This window comes from Pantoea sp. OVA07A (genome assembly GCF_019969975.1).
GTDB lineage: Bacteria > Pseudomonadota > Gammaproteobacteria > Enterobacterales > Enterobacteriaceae > Pantoea > Pantoea agglomerans.
Map to the genome: position 1 here is coordinate 997,407 of NZ_JAHXYM010000001.1, position 23,058 is coordinate 1,020,464.

The window sequence follows — 23,058 nt, forward strand, 5'->3', positions numbered from 1 at the left end:
CCCGCTTTCGCAGGCGCGACAGCGTTTAATTACGACTTGTAGTTAAAGTCCTGTACACCTTTAGCGTTTTCCGGGGTAATCAGAATGCCGCGGAACATCACCCGCTGTTTTTCCGGCTTCACGCCCTTCTGAATGAAGTTATCGAGATCGGTCACCCCTTCAGCGGCAATCGCCTGCGCCTGCAACATGACCGTGGCTTTCAGCGTGCCCGCTTTCACTGCATCGCGTTCGTCGTTGCTGCCATCAATCCCCACCACGATGACATCGTTGCGACCGGCCGCCTTCAGCGCGGCAATGGCGCCCAGCGCCACCGGGCCGTTACCGCAGATCACCCCTTTCACATCCGGATGCGCCTGCAGGATGCTGTCCATAATGCGCTTGCCGTCGATCAGCGTGCCTTTGGCATCCTGACGCGCCACGCTCTGCATATCAGGATACTGATCCAGCACCTGATGGAACGATTTCGAGCGTGTCACGCAGTTGTTATCCGCCAGGTTACAGGCGAGTTCGGCGTATTTGCCCTTTTCGCCCATCTTTTCAACAAAGACGTTGGCAACGTCTGAACCCGCCTGGAAGTTGTTGTGGGTGATCTGCGCCAGCGCCACGTCATCCACCGGGATTTCGCGGTTGATCAGCACCACCGGGATCCCGGCATCTTTGGCTTTTTTAATCGCCGCCACGCTGGCGGTGGAGTCGGCGTTATCCAGCACGATACCCTGTACTTTTTTACCGATAGCGGCGTCGATCAGTTCGCTCTGCTTTTTCACATCTTCGCCGTGCGACAGTACCGTTGTTTTGTAACCCAGTTCCTGCGCTTTGAGATTGGCGCCTTTGGCTTCGGAGGCGTAGTAGGGATTATCGAGTGAGTTAACCAGAATCATAATGGTGCCCTTTTCGGCGGCAAACGCCGCCTGCGAAACCAGACAGGCAGCCACGGCAGTGCACAGCAAAGTACGGTTTTTCATGATGTTCTCTCTTATCGTTATGGCAGGGTATGAATTCCCGGGTGCTGGATTGGCCTTACCAGATGGTAAAACCCCCATCGATCATCAAATCGGCGCCGGTGATCATGTCGCTGCCGTTGCTGGCGAAAAACAGCACCGCAGCGGCGATCTCATCGGTATAGGCAAAGCGACCGAGCGGAATCAGCTTCTTCATCTGCTCGCCCTTCTCGCCGCGCCAGGCCTTTTCGCCCATCGGCGTCAGCACCACGGTGGGCGACAGGGTGTTAACGTTGATGCGATGCGGGGCAAACTCTTTGGCCATCACTTTGGTCATGCCCAGCAGGCCCGCTTTGGCTGAGGTGTAGGCGACATGGTTGTCGATAGCGATGGATGCCGCCTGGGAGGCGATATTAATAATTTTGCCGCCCGCACCGGCACGGATCATCAGCCGTGCGGCGGCCTGTGAGCAGAGAAAAGGCCCGGTGAGATTCACCGCAATTTGCTTCTGCCACTCGGCAAAATCGGTCTCGATCACCGGCTGCAGCATCACGTAGCCTGCGCAGTTCACCAGGATATCGATCCGGCCATAGTGGGAAACCACATCGTCAAAAGCCTGTTCAACCGACGCGGGATCGGTAACGTCACAGCAGACAAACTGCACCCGCTCGACGGGGAAATCTGCCCTCAGGCTGGCCACCTTCTCTGCTTCAAACGGCGGATAGAGTAGTGCCAGACTCGCGCCCTTCTCCAGCAACATGCCATTGGTCGCCATCGCGATACCGCCCAGCCCGCCGGTCACGACGGCCACTTTGCCGGCCAGATTCATTGCGGTATCCACGCCGTAGCGCAGGTTTACGTCATATTCACCACTCATCCCACTCTTCCCCTCAGATTTTTGCCGATGCCGTTGACTCACTCATTTTCGAACAAAAATATAAGCTATCGAAAAGAAATGTTGTGTGGAGCAGATCAAATTTCGACCATCTGCCCTGCAAAGCGGCTTATCTGATTGAAAAGACGTGATCTGGCTTCCAGTCCCGAAATAAAGGCAGCTGGTTGCAATCCGGAAAGCGTGAGAGATTCAATAACCTGCACATTTTATATTTTCGTTCGAAAACCAAAGGCAGATCAGGCTATCTCGCATTCATAAAAATGGCGCGTTAAACTCAGCCACAAAGACCTTGTTCGCCCGACTTCTCAGGTTATTGGAAAAGGGAGCATTTCGATTGAAAAGCAAAAGTGAGCAGTTCGCTGACATGCAGCAACGCCGCGAGAAAATTCTGGAGATGATCCGTGAGGATGGCACGGTCACGGTGAAAGCTTTGACGGAGACCTTTGGACTGACCGAAGCCACCTTACGCAGCGACCTTCGCATGCTGCAAAAACAGGGCTTTGTGCAGCGCTACCATGGTGGCGCGACGCTGATGACGGGCAAACAGAATACCGGGGCGATGCTGCTGGAGCGGCAGACGCATCTGGAAGAGAAAGAGGCGATTGGCCGGCTGGCGGCGCAGCATATCGAAAATGGCGACACGGTGATTTTCGATTCCGGCACCACAACCACTGCGATTACCGATGCCATCAGCCACATCCGCCGCCTGTCGGTCGTGACAACCGCGGTGAATATCGCCCTGAAACTGGGCGGCGAGCCGGGGATCAACATCCTGCTGACCGGCGGTACCTTTAAATTTCCGACGCTCTCTACCTCCGGCGAAAAGGCGGCCAGCTTCTTCGAAAACGTGCTGGCCGGTAAACTCTTCCTGGCGACCGCCTGCATCTCGCCGCGTCTGGGCCTGAGCTTCCCCAGTGAAACTGACATCAAGGTAAAGCTGGCGATGATCAAATCTGCCAGCACGGTTTACGTGGTCGCTGACTCCAGCAAAATCGACAAGGTTTCGATGTTCGCGCTGCCCTGTGACTGGAGCAATATTCACTACCTGATCACCGACAGCGGCATCAGCACTGCGCAGGTCAAAGCGTTTGAAGCGCTAGGCGTGAAAGTGCTGGTGGCCCCGCTGCCGCTGAAGCGGGCGATGTAATGCTTGTTGAAACAACATCGATTCAGCCACTCGCTGTCATCAGACAGCCACAGGATTAAGTTACGCTCCAGAGCGAATGCTAAGCAGGGATGTAACGGATGATAAAACGATGAAAAACGAGATTTTCGAGCGCAGGAAAGCGCGGGCTTTAGCCCTGATGGCAGCGAAGAAAATATGGCCGAGTAACTCTGCTCCGCCATTACATCGTTTGTTATGGAAAATGAATATCCATCTTCCACCCCCGAGTTTCACTCCTTTCTGGCTCAATCTTGTGGTGTTTGCCAGCATGTACACGCTTATGATGCCACTGCTGCTCTTATTGCCTTCTCTTCCGGGCGTGTCTGACGACAACTATTCGCTGATACCCAATCTGATCGCAGGTCTGTTCTTCGGTACGACAATGGCACTGTTTCACGCATATCGAAAAAAGGTTCACAACCTGCCTATGTGGGAGGAGCTTTAAAGCCAGCTAAAGCTCCATCGTCTTTTATACAGTGCACCTGCACGATGGTGCCTCCACTGTAAGCACGCACTATCGCTAATCGTGCAGGTAAGGCCTGCCTGAAGAGCAAAGTGTGCGAGCCAGGGATGGCGAGCCCAGTCCGCAGGGATGCGGGATCCCTTTGCGATCAGGCAGGCCTTTCCTGCACGACGCACCGTCTTACCAACCCTCACCTGCCTTCCCACACTGGACTGCTCTTTTCGTCCTGCTCGGGCACTTCCACTCTCATCAACCGCACTCAATCCAGATCTGATCCCAAAAAAAACCGCACCGCCGCCAGCCGTGCAGGAAGGGCCTGCCTGAAGAGCAAAGTGTGCGAGCCAGGGATGGCGAGCCCAGTCTGCAGGGATGCGTGATCCCTTTGCGATCAGGCAGGCCTTTCCTGCACGCCGCACCGTCTTGCCGCACCGTTCCGGCCTTACCACCAAGACATACGCCCACTCAATCCAGACCTGATCCCGCAAAACCCCGCACCAATGCCAACAGTGCAGGTAAGCCCTGCCTGAAGAGCAAAGTGTGCGAGCCAGGGATGGCGAGCCCAGTCCGCAGGGATGCGGGATCCCTTTGCGATCAGGCAGGTCTTTCCTGCACGACGCACCGGCTCACCGTCTCCCCACCCCGCACCTGCAAATCCGCCCGATAAAACCGCACCACCTCACCCACCATCAGCAACGACGGAGACACCGGCTTATCCCGCGCCACCGTCTCTGCTAATCCCCCCAGCGTGGTAATCAACACCCGCTGATCGGGCCGGGTTCCATTCTCAATAATCGCCACCGGCGTCTCCGCATCACGTCCCTGCGCCTGCAACTGCGCACTGATCGACGCACTCCAGCTCAACCCCATATAAAACACCAGCGTCTGATTCACCGCCGTCAGCGCAGCCGCCTCCAGCTGCGGCTCGCCGTTCCGCCCATGCCCGGTAATCAACCGCAAAGACTGCGCGCAATCCCGATGCGTCAACGGAATTCCGCTGGCTGCCGCACAGCCCACAGCCGCCGTAATCCCTGGCACGACCTCACAGCGAATCCCGGCCTGCTGCACGCTCACCATCTCCTCGCCTCCGCGACCAAAAACAAACGGATCGCCCCCCTTCAGCCGGATTACATTGCGTCCACTGCGCGCCAGTTCCACCAGCAACTTATTAATCTGCGCCTGCTTCAGACCATGCTGCCTCGGCTGCTTACCCACATCAATACACAACGCCTGCTCCGGCACCTCCGCCATCACCGCGTCACTCACCAGCCGGTCATATACCACCACCTCAGCACGCTGCAGCAACCGCAACGCCTTAACGGTCAGCAGTTCCACATCGCCAGGGCCCGCACCCACCAGCCACACCGCGCCCTGTTGCGACACGGCATCCACCGGGGCCAGTAACTTATCCAGAGAATCAATTGCTCGTGTCATCATTCCTCCGACATCACTTCGGACAGCAACAACTGCTTCAGCTCCGGAATACAGGAGCCGCACTGCGTGCCGCACTTTAGCTTTTCGCCCAACGCCTGAGTTGTACGACACCCCTGCGCCACCGCCTGTAAAATCGTCTGCTCACCCACCGCCATACAACTGCAAATAATCCGTCCCGTGGCCGCGCCCTGCGCGGGCTGTCCTGCCAGTACACTGTGCCGCCCTGCCGCATCCTGCGGCGCATGACTAAAGGCCTCGGCGACCCACGCACTATCAATCGACGGCAACACGGAGCCGGCATAAAACGCCAGCTGCAACTCGCCGTCACGCCATGCCAGCAACCGGTAATCATTGCCGCTGCCGGTCGCAACCTGCCTGTGACAGCCTGAAAGAACAACCTGCCCGTCCAGCCAGACCTGCGGCGAGCCCTCGCCCGCCACCGCATAACGCTGCACCGCCGGATAGGGGGTACGCGCCCAGTAACGCAACCCTGTGGGCTGCGCTATCTCGCGCTGCCATAGCCAGCCCTGCCAGCTCACCCTCAACGGCAGAATCCGCACCGACGTCTGCTTCAGCGCGGGCTGCCCCGAAAACGGACAGGCGCGGGCGGCCACCAGTAAATCGACGTGACTCTGCTGACTGAACTGCCGGTTCCAGTGCATCGGCACAAACAGCTCGCCGCGCCGCATCCCGGCATCGACACGCACCCGCACGCTAATCCAGCCCTGAACAGACTGCACCCGCGCCAGTCCGCCCGCCGTCACGCCATACGTTGCCGCATCCGCCGGATGCAGCGCGACAAACGGTTCATCGCAATGCTGCATCAGACGCGGCACCAGCCCGGTACGCGTCATGGTGTGCCACTGATCGCGCACCCGTCCGGTATTCATCAACAACGGATACGCCGGTTCGCGCGGGGCGACAACCGGCGTGGCCGGCACCCGCAACCGGGCCTTACCATCCGGATGAAAAAACCGACGATTGCCAAACAGCCGGGCGCAGCCCTGCGGACAGGCCGCGTTAACCGGCCACTGCACCGGACGCAGCGCATCCCAGTCAGCATTACTCAATTGCGCCAGGCCGCTGATATCAAACGCCCTGGCGCCCCGGTTCTCGAAACCTGACAACGCCGCATGCTCACGGAAAATCTCTGCCGGATGCTGCCAGTTAAAGCCTTCATCAAACCCTAAACGCCTGGCCACCTGCGACAGCAACCACCAGTCAGGCCGGGCGTCACCGGGTGCGGCGGCAAAAGCGCGCTGACGTGAAATACGCCGCTCGGAATTGGTCACCGTGCCGTTCTTCTCGCCCCACCCCTGGGCGGGCAGCAGAATATTGGCAAAGGCGCTGGTATCGGTCTGCGCCATCACATCTGATACAATCACCAGCGGACAGGCCGCCAGCGCCTGCGCGACGCGGTTGCCCTCAGGCATCGACACCGCCGGATTGGTGCCCATAATCCACACTGCTTTCACCGTGCCATCCGCCAGTGCCCGGAAAAGATCCAGTGCAGTCAGTCCCGGTTCCCGGGCAATGGCCGGACTGCGCCAGAAACGCTGCACCCGTTCGCAATCCGCTTCAGTAAAATTCATATGCGCCGCCAGCTGATTCGCCAGGCCACCCACCTCCCGTCCGCCCATGGCATTTGGCTGTCCGGTCAGCGAAAAAGGACCACAGCCCGCGCGGCCTATTTTGCCCGTCAGCAGATGCAGATTAAGAATCGCCTGGTTATTGTCGCTGCCGGTGGCGGACTGATTAATCCCCATGCACCATAGCGTCAGCACCCGATCGTGCTGGCTGAAAAGCTGGAAAAAGTGCGCGACCTGCTGCACGGTTAAGTCACATGCCTCTGCCACTCGCGCCACACCCCACTGCGCTGCGGCGGTCAGCGTCTCGTCCACACCATTCAGGTGCGGCAACATGCTGGCATCAATGCCATCCTGCTGCGCCAGCCAGTGCAGCAGACCGGAAAACAACGCCGTATCGCTGCCGGGCCGCAACGGCAGGTGGAGATCGGCCTGATCGCAACTCGCCGTACGCCGCGGATCGATAACGACAATACACATCGCCGGACGTTGCAGCTTCGCCTGCATCAGCCGCTGCCACACCACCGGATGCGCCCAGGCAGCATTAGACCCCACCAGCAGCACCAGGTCGGCCTGCTCCAGATCCTCATAGCAGCAGGGCACCGCATCGGCCCCCAGCGCCCGCTTATAACCGACCACCGCCGACGCCATGCAGAGCCGCGAATTCGTATCGATGTTGGCTGCACCGATGTAGCCCTTCATCAGCTTATTGGCGACGTAGTAATCCTCGGTCAACAGCTGGCCGGAGCCGTAAAACGCCACCGCCTGCGGGCCATACTGATCGATAACCGCCCGCAATCCCGCCGCCGCCGCATCCAGCGCAGCGTCCAGGCTGACGCGCTGCCCGTTAACCTCGGCGTTCAGCAAACGCCCTTGCGGCGTCAGGGTCTGGCCCAGCGCTGCGCCTTTTACGCACAACCGACCCGCGTTCGCGGGATGGTGCGGATCGCCGATCACGGTTGCCTGATGCGCCCCCTGCGGGGTGACGCAGACGCCACAGCCGACGCCGCAATAGGGACAGGTACTGTTCATGATGCCTGCGCCAGCTGACCCAGCGGACGATTTGCCAGCCAGATCTGACCCGCTTCCAGCTTCACCGGCCAGCAGCGCAGCTGATGCTGCGGGTTATCCAGGCTCTGTCCGTCACGCAACCGTATCCGCTGCTTATAGAGCGGGGAGATCACCACCGGCTCGCCGCCCACATCGCCAAGGATCCCACGTGACAGTACGCTGGCGTCGCTGCCGGGTTCGCGGTCTTCCAGCGCAAAAAGCGCATCGCCAAAGCGGAACAGCGCAACACGTTCGCTACCCAGTCGCGCCCCGATCCCCGCCTGCTGAGGAATCGCCTCCAGTGTACACACCGCGCTCCACGGCTCGGCTGGCGGCGGTAACAGCGGACGATCGGTAACGGCCTCCGGCTGACGCTGACCGCGCACCCGGCTGTAGTGCAGCGTCTCATCCGGGCGATCGCTGTTGACCGTAGGGGTAAACAGCGCAAGTCGTGAAGGATCCGCCAGCGTGGTCTGCCACTCGCACTGATACGCGTCCACCACCCGCTGCATCTCCTGCTCCAGCGTCTCGCCCAGACCGAGGCTATCCTCAATCACCACCTGACGCAGATAGTCCAGGCCGCCTTCCAGATTGTCCATCCAGACGCTGGTGCGCTGCAGCCTGTCTGCGGTGCGGATATAGAACATCAGCAGGCGGTCGACATAACGCAGCAGCGTGGCATCATCGAGATCGCTGGCGAACAGGTCGGCGTGGCGCGGCTTCATGCCGCCATTGCCACACACATAGAGATTCCAGCCCTTTTCCGTGGCGATCACCCCGATATCTTTGCTCTGCGCTTCCGCACATTCGCGGGTACAGCCCGATACCGCCATCTTGATCTTGTGTGGGGCGCGCAGCCCCTTGTAGCGGTTCTCCAGCGCAATGGCGAAAGCGGTTGAATCCTGCACGCCGTAGCGGCACCAGGTCGACCCCACACAGGACTTCACAGTGCGCAGCGACTTGCCGTAGGCGTGACCGGTTTCAAAACCCGCCACCAGTAGCGTCTGCCAGATATCAGGCAGTTGATCGAGCCGCGCGCCAAACAGGTCGATACGCTGACCGCCGGTGATTTTGGTGTAAAGATCGTAACGCGCCGCCACCTCGCCAATCGCGATCAACCCCTGCGGCGTGATTTCGCCCGCCGGGACGCGCGGCACCACCGAATAGGTGCCATCTTTCTGGATATTGGCGAAATAGCGGTCGTTGGTATCCTGCAACGGCAGATGCGCCGGTTTTAGCAGATAGTCGTTCCAGCATGAGGCGAGCAGTGACGCCACCAGCGGTTTGCACACTTCACAACCCTGCCCCCGACCATGTGACGTCAGCAGCGCATCAAAGGTTCTGAACTCACCGGCCCGCACCAGGTGATAAAGTTCCTGGCGCGAATAGCTGAAATGTTCACAGATATCTTTTTTTACCTCGACACCGAGGTTTTCCAGCTCAAACTCCATCACCTGTTTTACCAGTGCCGCACAGCCGCCGCAGCCCGTAGCCGCTTTGGTACAGCTTTTGATGCTGCTCATCTCACCGCATCCGCCTTTCACCGCCGCGCAGATTTCGCCCTTGCTGACGTTGTGACAGGAGCAGACCTGGGCGCTGTCAGGCAACGCCGCGACGCCTGGCGCTTTCGGCGCCCCCGACAGCGCAGGCAGGATAAGGCTTTCTGGCGCGGCAGGCAGCGGTAACTCATTGAGCATCATCTGCAGCAGCGTGGCGTAGTCGCTGCTGTCACCGACCAGCACGCCGCCCAGCAGCCGGGTGCTGTCGGCAGAAACCACGATTTTCTTGTAGATGCCTTTTGGCCCGTCGGTCCAGTGATAGTGCTGACTGCCCGGCGTGCGGCCATGCGCGTCACCAAACGACGCCACCTCCACCCCCAGCAGTTTCAGTCTGGTACTCATGTCCGCGCCGCTGAAGGCGGTGGATTCAGCCGCCAGATGCCCGGCCAGCACGCGTGCCATCTGATAGCCTGGCGCGACCAGACCGAAGATCTGACCGTTCCACAATGCGCATTCACCAATGGCAAACACCTCTTCATCGCTGGTCTGGCAGCGATCGTTGATCTCAATGCCGCCGCGCGGTCCCAGCGTCAGGCCCGCTTCACGTGCCAGCTCATCGCGCGGCCGGATACCGGCGGAGAACAGCACCAGATCGCCGGGTAAACTGCTGCCGTCAGCAAAGCGCAGCACCACGCTACCGTTGGTCTGACGCTCAATCAGTTCGGTCTGTTTTGAGGTGTGAACCGTGACGCCCAGCGCATCGATCTTCTGGCGCAGCATCAGCGCACCGCCCTCATCGAGCTGCACTGCCATCAGGCGTGGCGCAAACTCCACCACATGCGTTTCCAGCCCGAGCTGCCGCAGCGCATTTGCCGCCTCCAGACCCAGCAGGCCGCCGCCAATCACAATGCCGCGCTGGCTATTGCGGGCGCAGGCGGCAATGGCATCAAGGTCGTCCAGCGTGCGGTAGACAAAGCAGCGTTCGTCGTCGTGGCCCGGTACCGGCGGTACAAAAGCACGCGAGCCGGTGGCCAGCACCAGCTTATCCCACGCCAGCTCATTGCCCGCGCTGTCACGCAGACTGCGCTGCTGACGATCGATCGCTACGACTGCGCAGCCGCTGCGCAGTTCGATGCCGTGCAGGGTAAAAAAGTCCGCGCTGACCAGCGACAGATCGTCGGCCGTTTTGCCGTTGAAATAGTCCGACAGATGCACCCGATCGTAAGCCTGCTGACGCTCCTCGCCGTAAACCACGATGTGGTAGTGCTGATGCAGTTCGCGGGCAACCAGCTGTTCAAGAAAGTGGTGACTGACCATGCCGTGACCCACCACGGCTAATACCGGTTTACTCATCTCAGGACTCTCTGCAGCCTGCGGCTGCGGTTCAGGTTGACGGGAATCGAACAGGGCTTCGAGCGTGACAGCTTCGGTGTGCAGCAGACGCGCCAGCAGCGCGGGACCCTGCCGGGTGTCGCCAGAGAGCAATACGCCACAGAGGCGGCCCTGACGAAGAAACAGACGGCGGTAGTCGCCGGAGATCGGATCAAAACTGCTGATGGAGGGTGCCTCACTGACATCCCCGGCGCTGAACAGCGAAATGCCACTGACTTTGAGCCGCGTCGCCTGCGGCTGGCTGACAAAATCCGCCAGTGGCGACCCCGCCAGCTGTGCGGCCAGAATCTGCGCCTGCGTCAGGCAGGGTGCGACCAGGCCAAAGGTTTCGCCGGCAATTTCGCAGCACTCGCCTACGGCGTACACCGACGGGACCGCTGTGCGTAACTGCCCATCGACCAGAATGCCGCGCTGACACGGCAGACCCGCTGCCTGCGCCAGCGTTATCTCCGGCTGAACGCCGATGGCAATCACCACCTGCGTGGCGGCGCAGTGACGACCGCTGGTCAGCGTCACACCCGCCTCGTCAATCGCCGTGAGTCCGCTGTTCAGCACGCAGCGGATATCGCGCTGCTGGAGTGCCGTCAGCAACAGCTCGCCCGCCTTTGCATCCAGCTGGCGATCCAGCAGCCAGGGTTTGTGATGAACCAGCGTAACCTCACGCCCACGGGCACAGAGTGCCGCCGCCGCTTCAATGCCGAGAAAACCACCGCCCAACACCACCACCGGTCCCTGGCACGCCAGGAGTTGCCGGACGTCGGCGATACTGCGAAAACCCAGTACGCAATCCGCGTTGATGCCGGGAATGGCGGGCAAACGGGGCTGTGAACCGGTGGCAAACACCAGCCGATCCCAGCCCAGCTGGCGATAATCGGTCTGCACTGTACGTGCCGCCAGATCGACCTGCAGCACGGTTTCGCCGGATAGCAGCGTGACGCCGTGCCGCTCATACCAGTCGCGATCGTGGATCAGCGTTTCACTGAACGGCGTTTCACCCGCCAGCACCGGCGAGAGCAGCACACGGTTGTAATTGCCGTGCGGCTCGCGGCCAATGACCGTGATGGCGAAGCGCTGCGGTGCACGTTGCAGCAGGCTCTCCACCATCTGCATTCCCGCCATGCCATTACCTATCACCAGCAACCGTTGCTTCATGGTCTGTTCCTTACGCCGCAGTGGTCTGTTTTTCATAGAGGAAATGCAGCACTTTCTGTCGCAACTGGTGGTAGCGCGGCTCATCCGCCAGCGCCACCCGTGAACGCGGGCGTGGCAGATCGACAGTGAGGATCTCGCCAACCTGCGCCGCCGGGCCATTAGTCATCATCAGCACCCGGTCTGACAGCAGCACGGCTTCATCCACGTCATGGGTAATCAGCACGATGGTGGTGTTCAGCTCCTGCTGAATGCGCATCACGCTGTCCTGCAGATGAGCGCGGGTTAAGGCGTCCAGCGCGCCAAACGGCTCATCCAGCAGCAGCACGCGTGGCTTCATCGCCAGCGCCCGCGCAATACCGACGCGTTGCTTCATACCGCCGGATATTTCGCCGGGCCGCTTGTGCATGGCATGGCTCATCTGCACCCGGTTAAGGTTGTGCTCGATCCAGTCACGCATCTCCGCTTTGCTGAAGCGCCCTTTAAACACCTGTTGCACCGCCAGCTCGACATTCTGAAATGCCGTCAGCCACGGCAGCAGCGAATGGTTCTGAAACACCACCGCGCGCTCCGGACCGGGGCCAGTGATTTCGCGGTTATCACACAGCAGCACGCCGCTGCTGGGCCGGGTTAAACCGGCAATCAGGTTCAGCAGCGTCGATTTGCCGCAGCCGGAGTGGCCGATCAGGCTCAGGGTTTCCCCTTCGTGAATATCAAAACTGACATTGTCCAGCGCCAGAAACTCGCCGCTGGCGGTGGCAAAACGCTGGCTGACCTGCTGGACGCGAATGATCTGTTGCATCGTGCTCTCCTTATTTATCCCAGCTAAAACGACGGACCAGCAGCATCAGCCCCTGTTCCAGCAGCAGCCCGATTACGCCGATGACCAGAATGGCGACCAGAATATTTTCCACGTTGAGGTTGTTCCACTCATTCCAGATCCAGAAGCCGATGCCCAGTCCGCCGGTCAGCATTTCGGCGGCGACGATCACCAGCCAGGCGATGCCGATAGAGAGACGGACCCCGGTCAGCACCGCGGGCAGCACGGCGGGCAGCAGGATCCGGCGCATCACCGTCCACTCAGAAAGCTGTAACACCCGCGCCACGTTGAGGTAATCCTGCGGAATACGCTGTACCCCTTCGGCGGTGTTAATGATCATTGGCCAGATCGAACAGATAAAAATGGTCCAGCTGGCGGCAGGCTCGGCGCGCTGAAACAGCAGCAGGCCAATCGGCAGCCAGGCCAGCGGACTCACCGGCCGCAGCAGGGCGATGACGGGATTGAACATCTGCGCCATAAAGCTAAAGCGACCGATTAAAAAGCCCGCCGGAATGCCGACCAGCGCGGCCAGGCCGAATCCAATGCCGACGCGTTGCAGCGACGCCAGCACGTTCCAGCCGATGCCCTGATCGTTGGGGCCGTTGCTGTAGAACGGGTCAGCGAACAGGACCTGAGCGGCCTGCCAGGTGGCGTAAGGCGAAGGGAAACCCGGTTGCGACAGCGCCGCGATCTGCCACACCAGCAGCATTAATAACAGGCCACCGGTGGCGGGAATGGCGCGCTGCAACAGCGGACGCAGACGCGCCGGACGGGCTGCGGCTTTCGGGGTGACCTGTAACGGAATAACGGTGGCACTGTTGTGACTCTGCACCGGCTGCGCCAGGGCGCGCGCGTCAGTTTTCATAGCAACCTCTCTTAACGTTTGATAGCGAAACTGGCGGCATAGGCGGCAGGATCGCTGCCATCCCAGACCTTGCCGTCGATGAAGGTACTGCTGCGCATTTCACTGGCGGGCAGTGCAACCTGTCCGACTGCGCTGGCGGCCTGTTTGTAGATGTCGATGCGGTTGATCTGGCGCGCCACCGCGAGGTAGTCGGGATCGCTGGCAAGCAGGCCCCAGCGTTTCATCTGGGTCAGGAACCACATGCCGTCTGAGAGCCAGGGAAAACTGACGTTGCCGTTGTCAAAGAAGCGCATCGGGTGAGCGTCCTGCCACGACTGCCCCAGGCCGTTCTGATACTGACCGAGCATCCGACCCTGTAACGTCTCCACTTTGGTATTGATCCAGGCGCGGCCGGCTAACACCTGCGCGGTTTCGCGGCGGTTGTCGTCCGAGGCATCAATCCAGCGCGCGGCCTCCAGCACAGCGGCGGTGAGTGCACGGGCCGTGTTGGGGTTCTCTTTCACCCACTCTGCGCGGGTGCCGAGCACTTTTTCCGGATGCTCCGGCCAGATCTGCTGGCTGGTGGCGGCGGTAAAACCGATGTTGTCGCTGATGGCGCGCTGGTTCCACGGCTCACCAACGCAGAAGCCGCTCATGTTGCCAATTTTCATGTTCATCACCATCTGCGGCGGCGGCACGACCACGGTGCGCACGTCATCAAACGGGTGGATGCCCGCATTGGCGAGCCAGTAATAGAGCCACATGGCATGGGTGCTGGTCGGAAAGGTATGGGCGAAGGTAAAGCTGCCTTTGGCGCTGCCATCAATGGCCTTTTTCAGGCTGGCCGCATCGGTGACCCCACTGGCTTTCAGCTGGTTCGACAGGGTGATCGCCTGGCCGTTATGGTTGAGCGTCATCAGGTTCGCCATGTCGTGCTGCGGACCCGCTACGCCCAGTTGCAGGGCGTAGATCATGCCGTAGAGCACATGCGCCGCATCCAGCTCACCGGAGGTCAGTTTGTCGCGCACCGCCGCCCAGCTCGCCTCTTTGCTGACCTGCAATGTGAGACCATACTTTTTGTCGAAGCCTTTCACAGAGGCCATCACCACCGGCGCGCAGTCAGTGAGCGGGATAAATCCGACCCGCACCTGCGCTTTTTCTGGCGCATCTGATCCCGCTGCCCAGACCGCATTTCGTAATCCCGGAACGATCCAGGCCGCACCCAGCGCGGCGCCGGAGATCAGCGCCTGACGTCGTGTCAGTGAAAATGGCGTTTTGCTCATCTTGTTGCCCCTGAACAGAAATAAAAAAAGGCGTCCTCCGACAAGCCGAAGCCTGCGGATGGACGCCTTTATCCAAAGCACTGACCCCACCGCCATTGGCGGGAGCAATGCGTACTCTCTATAGGGATTAAGCAAAGGATGTGCCAGATCGCCGAAACAGCCTTAATGCCGATCTGCGGTGACGCACTGTTGAAAAATTAACCGTTTTTGCACGTTTCTGACGCAGATCACGCACAAAGGTTGTGCAGCTACCTCATCCGGGTTAGTTGCTCAGGGTCTTCGCTACCGCCAGTACCGCCTGCGCGATCTCCAGTACCCGCTTATTCTGATTCATCGCACTTTTGCGTAATGCCTGCCAGGCGGCCTCTTCTGTGAAACCCTGCTGCTGCATCAGCCAGTGTTTGGCCTGATCGATCACGCGCCGCTCGTCCAGTGAGGCGCGCATCGCCGCCAGTTCATCCGCCTGCTGCTGCAAACGCTGCGACTGTTCGCCAATCAGCGATAGGACCGAGCGCCCCAGCTGCGGGGCCAGACCGTCGCTGTCGAGCGCCGCCGCGCCAGGCAGCCAGTCCGCCCCGGAGACGTAAAGCGAAAAATTGCTGTCGCCCTGCACCACTGTTCCTGCCGCCTGCTGTTGTGCCTGATCAATGGCAGCCCGGCAGCGCTGCATCAATGTCGCCGTCAGGGCATCCTCCAGCATTTTCATCTGATCCAGCCGCTCAGAGAGCAGGGAAAACCAGTGCAGCGCGCCGGTCTCATCACAACGGCCGCCGGTGCAGGCGATGCGACGAAGGCGTTCGATGTCGCGGCTGGCCTGAGCCAGCGGCTGCCAGGATTCACACGCGGCGCTGTCAGCAAACTCCCGGAAGGTGATAAAGCTCTGCTCCTGTGCCGCAATCAGGGCGACCATCTGGCTGCGCTGGTCGGGGGTGAACTGACGCGCCGCAAAGCCGGCTGAGCCGATGGCCCGCTCCTGCCCGGCCAGTTCTTTGCCCTGCATAAAACTGAACAGGGCGATCAGTGCACGGGAGATGCCGGGATAGCTGGCGGTGTCGGCCGCCTCAAACACCAGATTGAGTAAAGTACGGATAACCTGGTTAAAGGCGGCCATCGCCGCGGCCTGATCAAGCTCACGCTGGCTGATTTGCTGGCGCAGCGCAGGCAGTCCGGCCAGCGCCTGCAGGGCAGCGGCAATCAGGTTGCAGAAGCGGCTGTAGCCGGGCTGCGCTATGGCGGCCGGCAGCGCCTGATAAAAATGCTCCAGGCCGGCGCTGACCTCCTGCTGGCGGGCATGACGTTCGGCGCTGAACAGCGCTCCGTCAGAGCAGATCCAGAGATTGTTTGCGCCACGTTCCCGCTGCAACCGATGGACCAGTTCACTGACGGCAGCCATCAGCTCGCCGGTTTCCAGAAGACGTTGCAGGCTGGCGATATCGCTCGCGCGTGATGCCTGCAGCCAGGTCAGGGCGTCCCTCATTGCTCACCTCAGTGCGGTTAAAACCTTTCAGAAGCAAAAGGCGTGCCGCTTTCCTGAAAAAAGAGGGTCTGAGCAGGGGCGTAAAATCTGATTTTGATAAGTTTCTTAACGCAAACTGATAAATTTTTTCGGCAACAAGTTATTAGTAAATCTTAATAGTTTCCAATCAAATCCATTGCATGTCAGAATGCGCGGCACTGTTCTCAACCAGTTTGTCTCTGCGATAATTCAGTTCGCTTTAACTATCACATTACCTGGCGCTTTTCTTATACCGAAACCCGCCCGTAAAGCGCCTGCTATCACGCATCGGCAGCGGGTGCAATGGTTTGAATTCTCAAAAGTCTTAGGTAAACTGAATGCGTTACTATCCCGATGTAATCTGACCCTTTTTTTAAAAACAGAATTTCGGCACGATGCGGCGCGATAAAGATCGCCTCCTGGCATCGGGCCTGGCAATATGCAGATACTTTGATGAGATCACGAGGAACATGGTGAAAAAGAGTCTTGCGTTAACACTGCTGGCGGTTCTTACCCTGGCAGGCTGTAAGGCCCCGCCGCCGCCCGTCACTGACGATACGCTGGTTACCAGCGAAATTAACGGCGTCAAACTGGTCCATCGACACGCTGTCGCGGCACCGACTGAATTTGAGCCGGTCAATCAGACCTGGCGGGCGCTTTATGGCGCATCCGTCATGACCTCGCCTGATTACGGCGGCAAAGTGGTTCGCTATCTCGAAACGGGTAAACCGTTCGAAGTATTAGGTAATGTGGAACACAGCTGGCTGGCGATTGCTGACCAGGCTGACGGCCCGCTGATCGGTTATGTGCCATTAAAAGCGGGTGTAGAGAGCAGCCGTTACGATGCCACCGTACAGAGCGATCGTCCCCGTCCCCGCAAAACGAAACAGGTCTGTGTGGCCGTCGGCGGCGCCAGCAAAGCCTGTCGGACTAACGATACCGCGACCTGGATCTTAGACTGAATATGAAATCCGGCGCATATTGCCCGCAGAACCGTCCCGGGCTGCGGGTACAGGGATTTGCCATTGGCTGGAAGATCACGAATTAATGACTGTGGAATCCCCTGCGCGTGAGGCGACCCCCTCAGGCAATGAGAATCTCTTACTTCAGGCTGCGGCGCCACTGCTGAACGCGGTGGTGCAAATTCGTCAGGCAGCCACCCATGATGACCCTGCGGGTCTGCGCCAGTCTCTGATCGATGAAATCCGCCAGTTTGAACAACGCTGTAAACAGGCAGGGCTGCCGTTTGAGATGATTATCGGCGCGCGTTACTGCATCTGCAGCGCGCTCGATGAAGCGGCGGCGCAAACCCCATGGGGCACGCGCGGCGTCTGGTCTGGCAACGGCATGCTGGTGACCTTCCATAATGAAAGCTGGGGCGGCGAAAAATTCTTTCAACTGCTGTCGCGCATTTCACAAAGTCCGCAACAACACCTCTGGCTGCTGGAAGTGGTGCAATACTGTCTGCTGCTGGGCTATGAAGGCCGCTATCGCGGCAGTGAAAATGGTCGCGCCCAGTGCGATGGTATCCGTAAACGCCTGAAAACTCTGATTGACGAAACGCGTGCCCAGCGCCAGACAGCGCAACCGCCACTGGTTGAAGTGCATCCGCTGGTGAGCACCCTCGCCCGCCCGATGGTGCCGCTCTGGGCCTGTGCCATGCTGGTCGCGCTGGTCGGCTGCCTGATCTACAGCGGCCTGAACTGGCGTCTCGGCAATGCCGCCGAACCGCTGCTGCGTACCATCTATCAGACGCCGCTGCCGCAGATTACCGCGGGCCGTCGTCCCTCTTCCCCGCAGGCGTTGCTCGATCTGCGTCAGCGCCTGAATGATGTGATTGCAGCCGGGCAGCTTGAGGTCAGCGATGGTGCCTTTGGCAGCAAAGTGATCATCCCCGCAGACAAACTGTTCGCCGAACAGGGCACGGTGATCAATCCGGTGGGGCGCGCCCTGCTGGCCCGCGTCTCAACCGCGATGAAAGATGTCAAAGGGACCATTCTGGTGTCGGTGTTTACCGATGATCATCCGGTGGATAACAGCCGCTTTGCCTCCAGCTATGAGTTCTCATTTGCCCGCGCCCGCGCCATCACCCAGTTGTTACAACTGCAACTGGCTGATGGTCATACGGTTCGCTCCGAAGGCCGCGGCGACAGCGACCCGCTGCTGCCCAACGACAGCAGTGAAAACCGGACCCGCAACCGCCGCGTTGAAATCACCCTGTTTGCCGCGCCTGAAACGCTCAGTAATCATCAAGGAGCACAATAATGCGCGCCTCCCTTCGCCTGCTGCTAACGCATCGCCTGCTGTGGAGCTTTATTGGCGTCACGGCGCTGAGCTGTCTGGTCTGGATGCTGGGGCCGTTCTGGTCATGGGGCGAATCGCGTCCACTGGAACCCGTACTGCCTCGCCAGCTCACCGTGAGCGCCCTCTATTTTCTCTGGATCCTGTTCCAGCTGATCCCGTCGCTCTATCGTGCCTGGTTCAACAGCCGCTTACTGACCCAGCTTCAGCTGTCGGGCAACGACGACCCGGCGGAACGTCAGATGACCGAAGAGCGGCTCAACCAGCGCTTCAGCGAAGCTGCGATGCAGCTGAAACGCACTCAGTTTGGCCGTCGTCACAGCGGGAACCTGCTCTCACGCTTTAACGCTAATTATCTCTATCAGCTGCCCTGGTACCTGGTCATGGGTGCGCCCGGCGCCGGTAAAACCACCGCGCTGTTTAATGCCGGCCTCGATTTCCCGCTGACCGATACGCTGGGCAAAAATGCGGTCCGCGGCGTCGGGGGAACCCGCAACTGTGACTGGTGGTTTACTGACAGCGCGGTGCTGATTGATACCGCCGGTCGTTATGCGTTGCAGGAGAGCCAGCGCGTGCGAGATGCCGCGGAATGGCACAGTTTTATCAATCTGCTGAAACGCTATCGCACCCGCCAGCCGATTAACGGTGTGATCATGACCATCAGCGTCGCCGATCTGCTGAGTGATTCAGCCGAAGCGCGTTTCGCCCAGGCCAGCGCGCTGCGAGAGCGCATGGCAGAACTGCATCAGCAGACCGGTATTCACTTCCCGGTTTATGTGATGGTCACCAAAACCGATCTGCTGAAAGGCTTTATGAGCTACTTCGGCACGATTGATAAAGCGCGGCGAGATGCTATCTGGGGCTTCACGTTTAACTGGGAGCTGGGCAAGCCGCACAAAGATGACTGGCATCGCCATTTTGGCCAGCAGTTTCAGCGGCTGGAACTGCAGCTCCAGCAACAACTGGCGGAGCAGATGACCCATGAGCGCGACCTGAACGAGCGCGCTGAGTGCTTCCTCTTTCCGCAGGAGTTCGCCTCGCTGCGTCCACTGCTGAACGAATATCTGGATATCGTTTTTTCTGATCACCAGGATGCGGTCGCCTGGAGCCCGCGCGGCCTCTTCTTCACCAGCGGAACGCAGGAAGGCCTGCCGTTTGATCGCGTAATGGGAGAACTGAGCCGCAAACTGCAGTTGCGTCAGGCGGGCGATCACTCGATCGCGGCCTGGGACAGCGTTAATCGCAACAGTCCGATTCCCGGCAACAAAGGCCAGAGCTTCTTTATTCGTGACCTGCTCAACGATCTGATATTCAAAGAGAGCGGCCTGGCCGGCAGTAATCGCCGCTGGGAGTACCGTAATCAGCTGTTCCACTGGATTGGCTACGGCGTGCTGGCAGGCGCTCTGCTGATCGCCTCCAGCCTGTGGGGCATCAGTTACTACCAGAATCAACAGTATCTGCAGCAGGTTGCCGCAAGAGTACCGCTTATCCGTGAGCAAAGTCAGCAGGTGATTCATCAGCCTGCTGATAATATTTTTGATCTGCTACCCTTTCTGAATAACCTGGTGAAGTTGCCGCTCTCGGCGCGCTTTTCCCTCGATAATCCGCCGCTTACTATGCGGGCGGGCTTATACCGGGGTAATCAGATCAGCGATGCCGCCTGGGTGCTTTATCAAAATGCGCTTAAGTCTTTGTTGCTGCCGCGTGTGGCGCAGCAGATCACGAATATCCTGCGCAACGACCCGGGTGATGATAACGCCTACAGCCGCAATGCGCTGCGCGCCTATCAGATGCTCTATCAACCGCGTAATTATGATGGCGAGTTTTTACGGGCCTGGCTGCTGCAAAATTTACAGCGCTCCCTGCCCGATACGGTAAGCGCCCGCGACCTGCAGCAGCTTGACTGGCACCTGAGCCAGTTGCTGGATCAGCAGATTCAGTCGTCGCCTTATGCACGTGATAATGCACTGATGATGCGCAAGCTTGCAGAGAATCTGAAAATTGCGGACCAGGCGGGCGGCATGCTGGCGGTAGCGCCGCGGCACCCGGCCCCGCAATCAAACTCGCATAGCGAGTAATGGTGAGGTGAACATGGCTGCTTACACGGCCCCCGGCTGGTATGGCAAGCTGCCGTCGACCGGTGACTTTCTGCACCATCGACTGAGCGAGCAACAGATTAGCCCGTGGAATCACTGGTTCCAGCAGGGATTAATGCACTGGCATCAGCAGGCGTATTCCTACAGCGCGGACTTTCTCCACGCGCCGGTGTGGAACTTTGTGCTGCCGGTTACCGCGACCCGACCGCAGATACAGATGGGCTGTCTGCTGCCCTCCTGTGACCGCGTCGGACGCGCCTGGCCTCTGCTGGCCCTGCACAGCTTCACGCTGGCTCAGTGGCATCCTGCTCAGCTGACCATTTCCGGCGACTGGTTTCAGGATCTGGGCGCGACACTGTTACGGGCGGTTCAGACACCGCTGAACGGCGAGCAGTTAGAGCAGCAGATACAGGCTTTGCCACCGCTGCTGGTGCCGGCCAGGAAGCCCTCTGAAATCATGGATGTGATCGGTTTTCAGGATCTGCCCTGCACGCTGAGCTGGCGTGAAGTGGCTGAACGTTTCGACCCTCAGCAGCATATGAGCTACTGGTGGAGTAATCGCAGTGATGGTTTTGCCCACGCGACCCACAAGCACAGCGGCAACCTCACCGCGCAACTGTTTTCGTTACTGTTTAACCCGGCGGCAGGTTCACAGCCGGGACGTAATGGCCTCTATCCTCCGATGTTCGAGTGAGGCCGGAAGCGTTTGCCGTTCAATCTGGGATAACTCATGCAATTTACCATTGTGCAATGCACTACGGATGTTCCGGTCAGAAGCGTCGCGTTTCAACCGCCTGGCGGCACCATTGGCCGCAGTCAGGACAACGATCTGGTGCTGCCAGATGAGACTCGGGCCATTTCGCGTCTGCAGGCGCTGGTTCACCTGTCGCATGACGGAGAGTGCCGTCTGACGAACCAGGGCAGCGTGACCCCGGTGGAGCATAACGGCATTACCCTGGGTCGCGGCATGCAGGTCGTGCTGAAGCATGGCGATGCGTTGCGCATCGGTGACTATGCGCTGGAAGTACGAGACCCCGCCTGCCACGACACGCAGAGCGATCCGCTGGCGCTGTTTGCTGGCGACAGCGCTCAGCCCGCAAATCCGCTGGGCATTCACGAACATCATGAGGTTGAGGACCGGCTGCTGGTCAGTGAGGCCACGCCCTCACGCCACGAGCGCCACAACGATGCGCGACTGGCTATCGACCCCCAGGCCAGCGAACCGCGTCGGGCGCTGACGGCGCAGCCGGTGGATCAGGATCGGCTGATCGCCGCACTGCTGGAGGGGATGGGGCTGAGCAACGGTCACGCCACGCCGGTGGATGAAGAGCAGATGCGCATTACTGGCCGGATGCTGAGCCTCTTTTCCCAGGGCACCGTCGCGCTGCTCTCTTCGCGATCCATTCTCAAGCGTGGTGTCAAAGCGGACATGACGATGATCCTGAATGAGGCCAACAATCCGTTCAAGATCCTGCCCTCTGGCAAAACCGTGCTGATGCAGATGTACCAGAGCCAGATGCCCGGGTTTATGCCGCCGGAACAGGCGGTACGCGATGCCCTGGTCGATTTGCAGGCCCACCAGCTGGGGATGATTGCCGGTATCCGCGCCATTATTGCGGCGATGCTGCAATCCTTTAATCCGCAGCGGCTGGAGGAGCAGGCGCGTGCCGATGGCGTGGTGTCAAAAATGCCCTTTTCCGCCATGAAGAAGGCGGCGCTGTGGGACTACTTCACCCGTAATTATCAGCGTACGGCCGGAGAGATCGAAGATGATTTCCATACGCTGTTTGGCGAGGCCTTTCTCCATGCCTATGACATGGAGGTGAATCAGTATAAGGACTCTCAGACGCGGGTAGATGAACCATGAAAATCGTTTTTGCCAGCCGCTGCCAGCAGGGGCTACGCGATGAGAATCAGGATCGCACCGGCGCAGAGCTGGATGAGCGTAAAGCCTGCTTTGTGGTCTGCGATGGCGTGGCCGGTCTGCCCGGCGGCGAGATGGCGGCACAGCTGGTGCGTGACACCCTGCTGAGCCAGTTACAGGCGCACGCCGACCTGACGCCGGAGATAACCCATCAGGCGATTGAACAGTGCCGCTTAGCGCTGCATGAGGCACAGGGTAAAAATCCGAAATATTCACGCATGAGCACCACGCTGGCGGCCCTGTTTATCGACCGCGAAAAACAGCGCGCATGGTGGGCGCATGCCGGTGACAGCCGGGTTTACCACTTCCGCCGCGGCGTGCTTCATGAGGTCACTCGCGATCACAGTCTGGCCCAGCAGCTGAAAGAAGCGGGCTATGAAAATACCGGCATTAACAGTAATTTACTCTATAATGCGCTCGGCGCTGAACCGCCTCGCTTAGTAAGCTTTTCGCAGGAGATTGCGCTGGAGGATGGCGACGCGTTTCTGGTCTGCACTGATGGCTTCTGGCTGAATCTGGCCAGTCATGAAATGGAACAGGCGCTGCGCATGGTGAATGCCTGCGAAGAATGGCTGGCTCTGATGGAACAGGCGGTGAGCCGCAACGTTAAGAAAGATAATCTCAGCGCACTGGCGGTCTGGATTGGTGAGCCGGAGGAGGCAACGCTGCTCTATTCACTGGCTGATTCGGCGCGCTTTCTGCCGCCTCGTTTTTGATTCCAAGG

At 59.6% G+C, this 23,058-nt stretch carries 17 protein-coding genes; 8 read left to right on the forward strand and 9 right to left on the reverse strand.

Annotated features, from left to right (window positions below):
- Positions 1 to 29: 29 nt before the first annotated feature.
- Positions 30 to 965, reverse strand: a complete 936-nt coding sequence (locus LC417_RS04770) for a D-ribose ABC transporter substrate-binding protein (protein ID WP_010670004.1) — start codon at positions 963 to 965, stop codon at positions 30 to 32.
- A 55-nt stretch (positions 966 to 1,020) separates the two neighbouring features.
- On the reverse strand, positions 1,021 to 1,818 hold the full coding sequence (locus LC417_RS04775) for a GolD/DthD family dehydrogenase (RefSeq protein ID WP_010245786.1): 798 nt from the start codon (positions 1,816 to 1,818) through the stop codon (positions 1,021 to 1,023).
- A 352-nt stretch (positions 1,819 to 2,170) separates the two neighbouring features.
- Between LC417_RS04775 and LC417_RS04780 the strand changes: the two genes are divergently transcribed.
- Positions 2,171 to 2,983, forward strand: coding sequence for a DeoR/GlpR family DNA-binding transcription regulator (locus tag LC417_RS04780; RefSeq protein WP_010245789.1), 813 nt, complete (start codon positions 2,171 to 2,173; stop codon positions 2,981 to 2,983).
- Between the two features lie 109 nt (positions 2,984 to 3,092).
- Positions 3,093 to 3,446 (forward strand): DUF6404 family protein, encoded by a 354-nt coding sequence (locus LC417_RS04785; RefSeq protein WP_223565546.1) that lies wholly within the window; start codon positions 3,093 to 3,095, stop codon positions 3,444 to 3,446.
- Positions 3,447 to 4,055: 609 nt separating this feature from the next.
- On the opposite strand, the gene cobA is transcribed toward LC417_RS04785, so the two are convergent.
- The 7 genes from cobA to LC417_RS04820 all read right to left on the reverse strand — a co-directional run bounded on the left by cobA (position 4,056) and on the right by LC417_RS04820 (position 15,995).
- The gene (gene cobA, locus LC417_RS04790; protein ID WP_223565723.1) at positions 4,056 to 4,895 is read right to left on the reverse strand and encodes a uroporphyrinogen-III C-methyltransferase; all 840 of its coding nucleotides are present in this window, start codon (positions 4,893 to 4,895) and stop codon (positions 4,056 to 4,058) included.
- A complete protein-coding gene (locus LC417_RS04795; protein WP_010245802.1) occupies positions 4,895 to 7,513 on the reverse strand; it encodes a nitrate reductase in 2,619 nt (872 codons plus the stop codon). Before LC417_RS04795 ends, cobA begins: the two co-directional genes overlap by 1 nt.
- A complete protein-coding gene (nirB, locus tag LC417_RS04800; RefSeq protein WP_223565547.1) occupies positions 7,510 to 11,574 on the reverse strand; it encodes a nitrite reductase large subunit NirB in 4,065 nt (1,354 codons plus the stop codon). Before nirB ends, LC417_RS04795 begins: the two co-directional genes overlap by 4 nt.
- Positions 11,575 to 11,584: 10 nt before the next feature.
- Positions 11,585 to 12,373, reverse strand: a complete 789-nt coding sequence (locus tag LC417_RS04805; protein WP_010245808.1) for an ABC transporter ATP-binding protein — start codon at positions 12,371 to 12,373, stop codon at positions 11,585 to 11,587.
- A gap of 10 nt (positions 12,374 to 12,383) precedes the next feature.
- On the reverse strand, positions 12,384 to 13,256 hold the full coding sequence (gene ntrB, locus LC417_RS04810; RefSeq protein WP_010245811.1) for a nitrate ABC transporter permease: 873 nt from the start codon (positions 13,254 to 13,256) through the stop codon (positions 12,384 to 12,386).
- Between the two features lie 11 nt (positions 13,257 to 13,267).
- Positions 13,268 to 14,518 carry a CmpA/NrtA family ABC transporter substrate-binding protein gene (locus tag LC417_RS04815; protein ID WP_010245814.1) on the reverse strand — a complete coding sequence of 417 codons (1,251 nt, stop codon included), beginning with the start codon at positions 14,516 to 14,518 and terminating at the stop codon, positions 13,268 to 13,270.
- Between the two features lie 262 nt (positions 14,519 to 14,780).
- Positions 14,781 to 15,995, reverse strand: coding sequence for a nitrate regulatory protein (locus tag LC417_RS04820; RefSeq protein ID WP_010245817.1), 1,215 nt, complete (start codon positions 15,993 to 15,995; stop codon positions 14,781 to 14,783).
- A 488-nt stretch (positions 15,996 to 16,483) separates the two neighbouring features.
- On the opposite strand from LC417_RS04820, the gene LC417_RS04825 reads away from it, so the two are divergent.
- From LC417_RS04825 to LC417_RS04850, 6 genes are all read left to right on the forward strand, one after another.
- The gene (locus LC417_RS04825; protein ID WP_010245819.1) at positions 16,484 to 16,975 is read left to right on the forward strand and encodes a hypothetical protein; all 492 of its coding nucleotides are present in this window, start codon (positions 16,484 to 16,486) and stop codon (positions 16,973 to 16,975) included.
- An 85-nt stretch (positions 16,976 to 17,060) separates the two neighbouring features.
- Complete coding sequence (gene icmH / locus LC417_RS04830; protein ID WP_033757432.1) at positions 17,061 to 18,278, forward strand: type IVB secretion system protein IcmH/DotU; 1,218 nt, start codon at positions 17,061 to 17,063, stop codon at positions 18,276 to 18,278.
- A complete protein-coding gene (tssM, locus tag LC417_RS04835) occupies positions 18,278 to 20,392 on the forward strand; it encodes a type VI secretion system membrane subunit TssM (protein WP_223565548.1) in 2,115 nt (704 codons plus the stop codon). The genes icmH and tssM overlap by 1 nt, the downstream gene beginning before the upstream one ends.
- A 13-nt stretch (positions 20,393 to 20,405) precedes the next feature.
- Positions 20,406 to 21,104, forward strand: coding sequence for a type VI secretion system-associated protein TagF (tagF, locus tag LC417_RS04840; protein WP_010245828.1), 699 nt, complete (start codon positions 20,406 to 20,408; stop codon positions 21,102 to 21,104).
- A gap of 36 nt (positions 21,105 to 21,140) precedes the next feature.
- Complete coding sequence (tagH, locus tag LC417_RS04845) at positions 21,141 to 22,277, forward strand: type VI secretion system-associated FHA domain protein TagH (protein ID WP_010669995.1); 1,137 nt, start codon at positions 21,141 to 21,143, stop codon at positions 22,275 to 22,277.
- On the forward strand, positions 22,274 to 23,050 hold the full coding sequence (locus tag LC417_RS04850; protein ID WP_010669994.1) for a PP2C family serine/threonine-protein phosphatase: 777 nt from the start codon (positions 22,274 to 22,276) through the stop codon (positions 23,048 to 23,050). The genes tagH and LC417_RS04850 overlap by 4 nt, the downstream gene beginning before the upstream one ends.
- Positions 23,051 to 23,058: the final 8 nt, after the last annotated feature.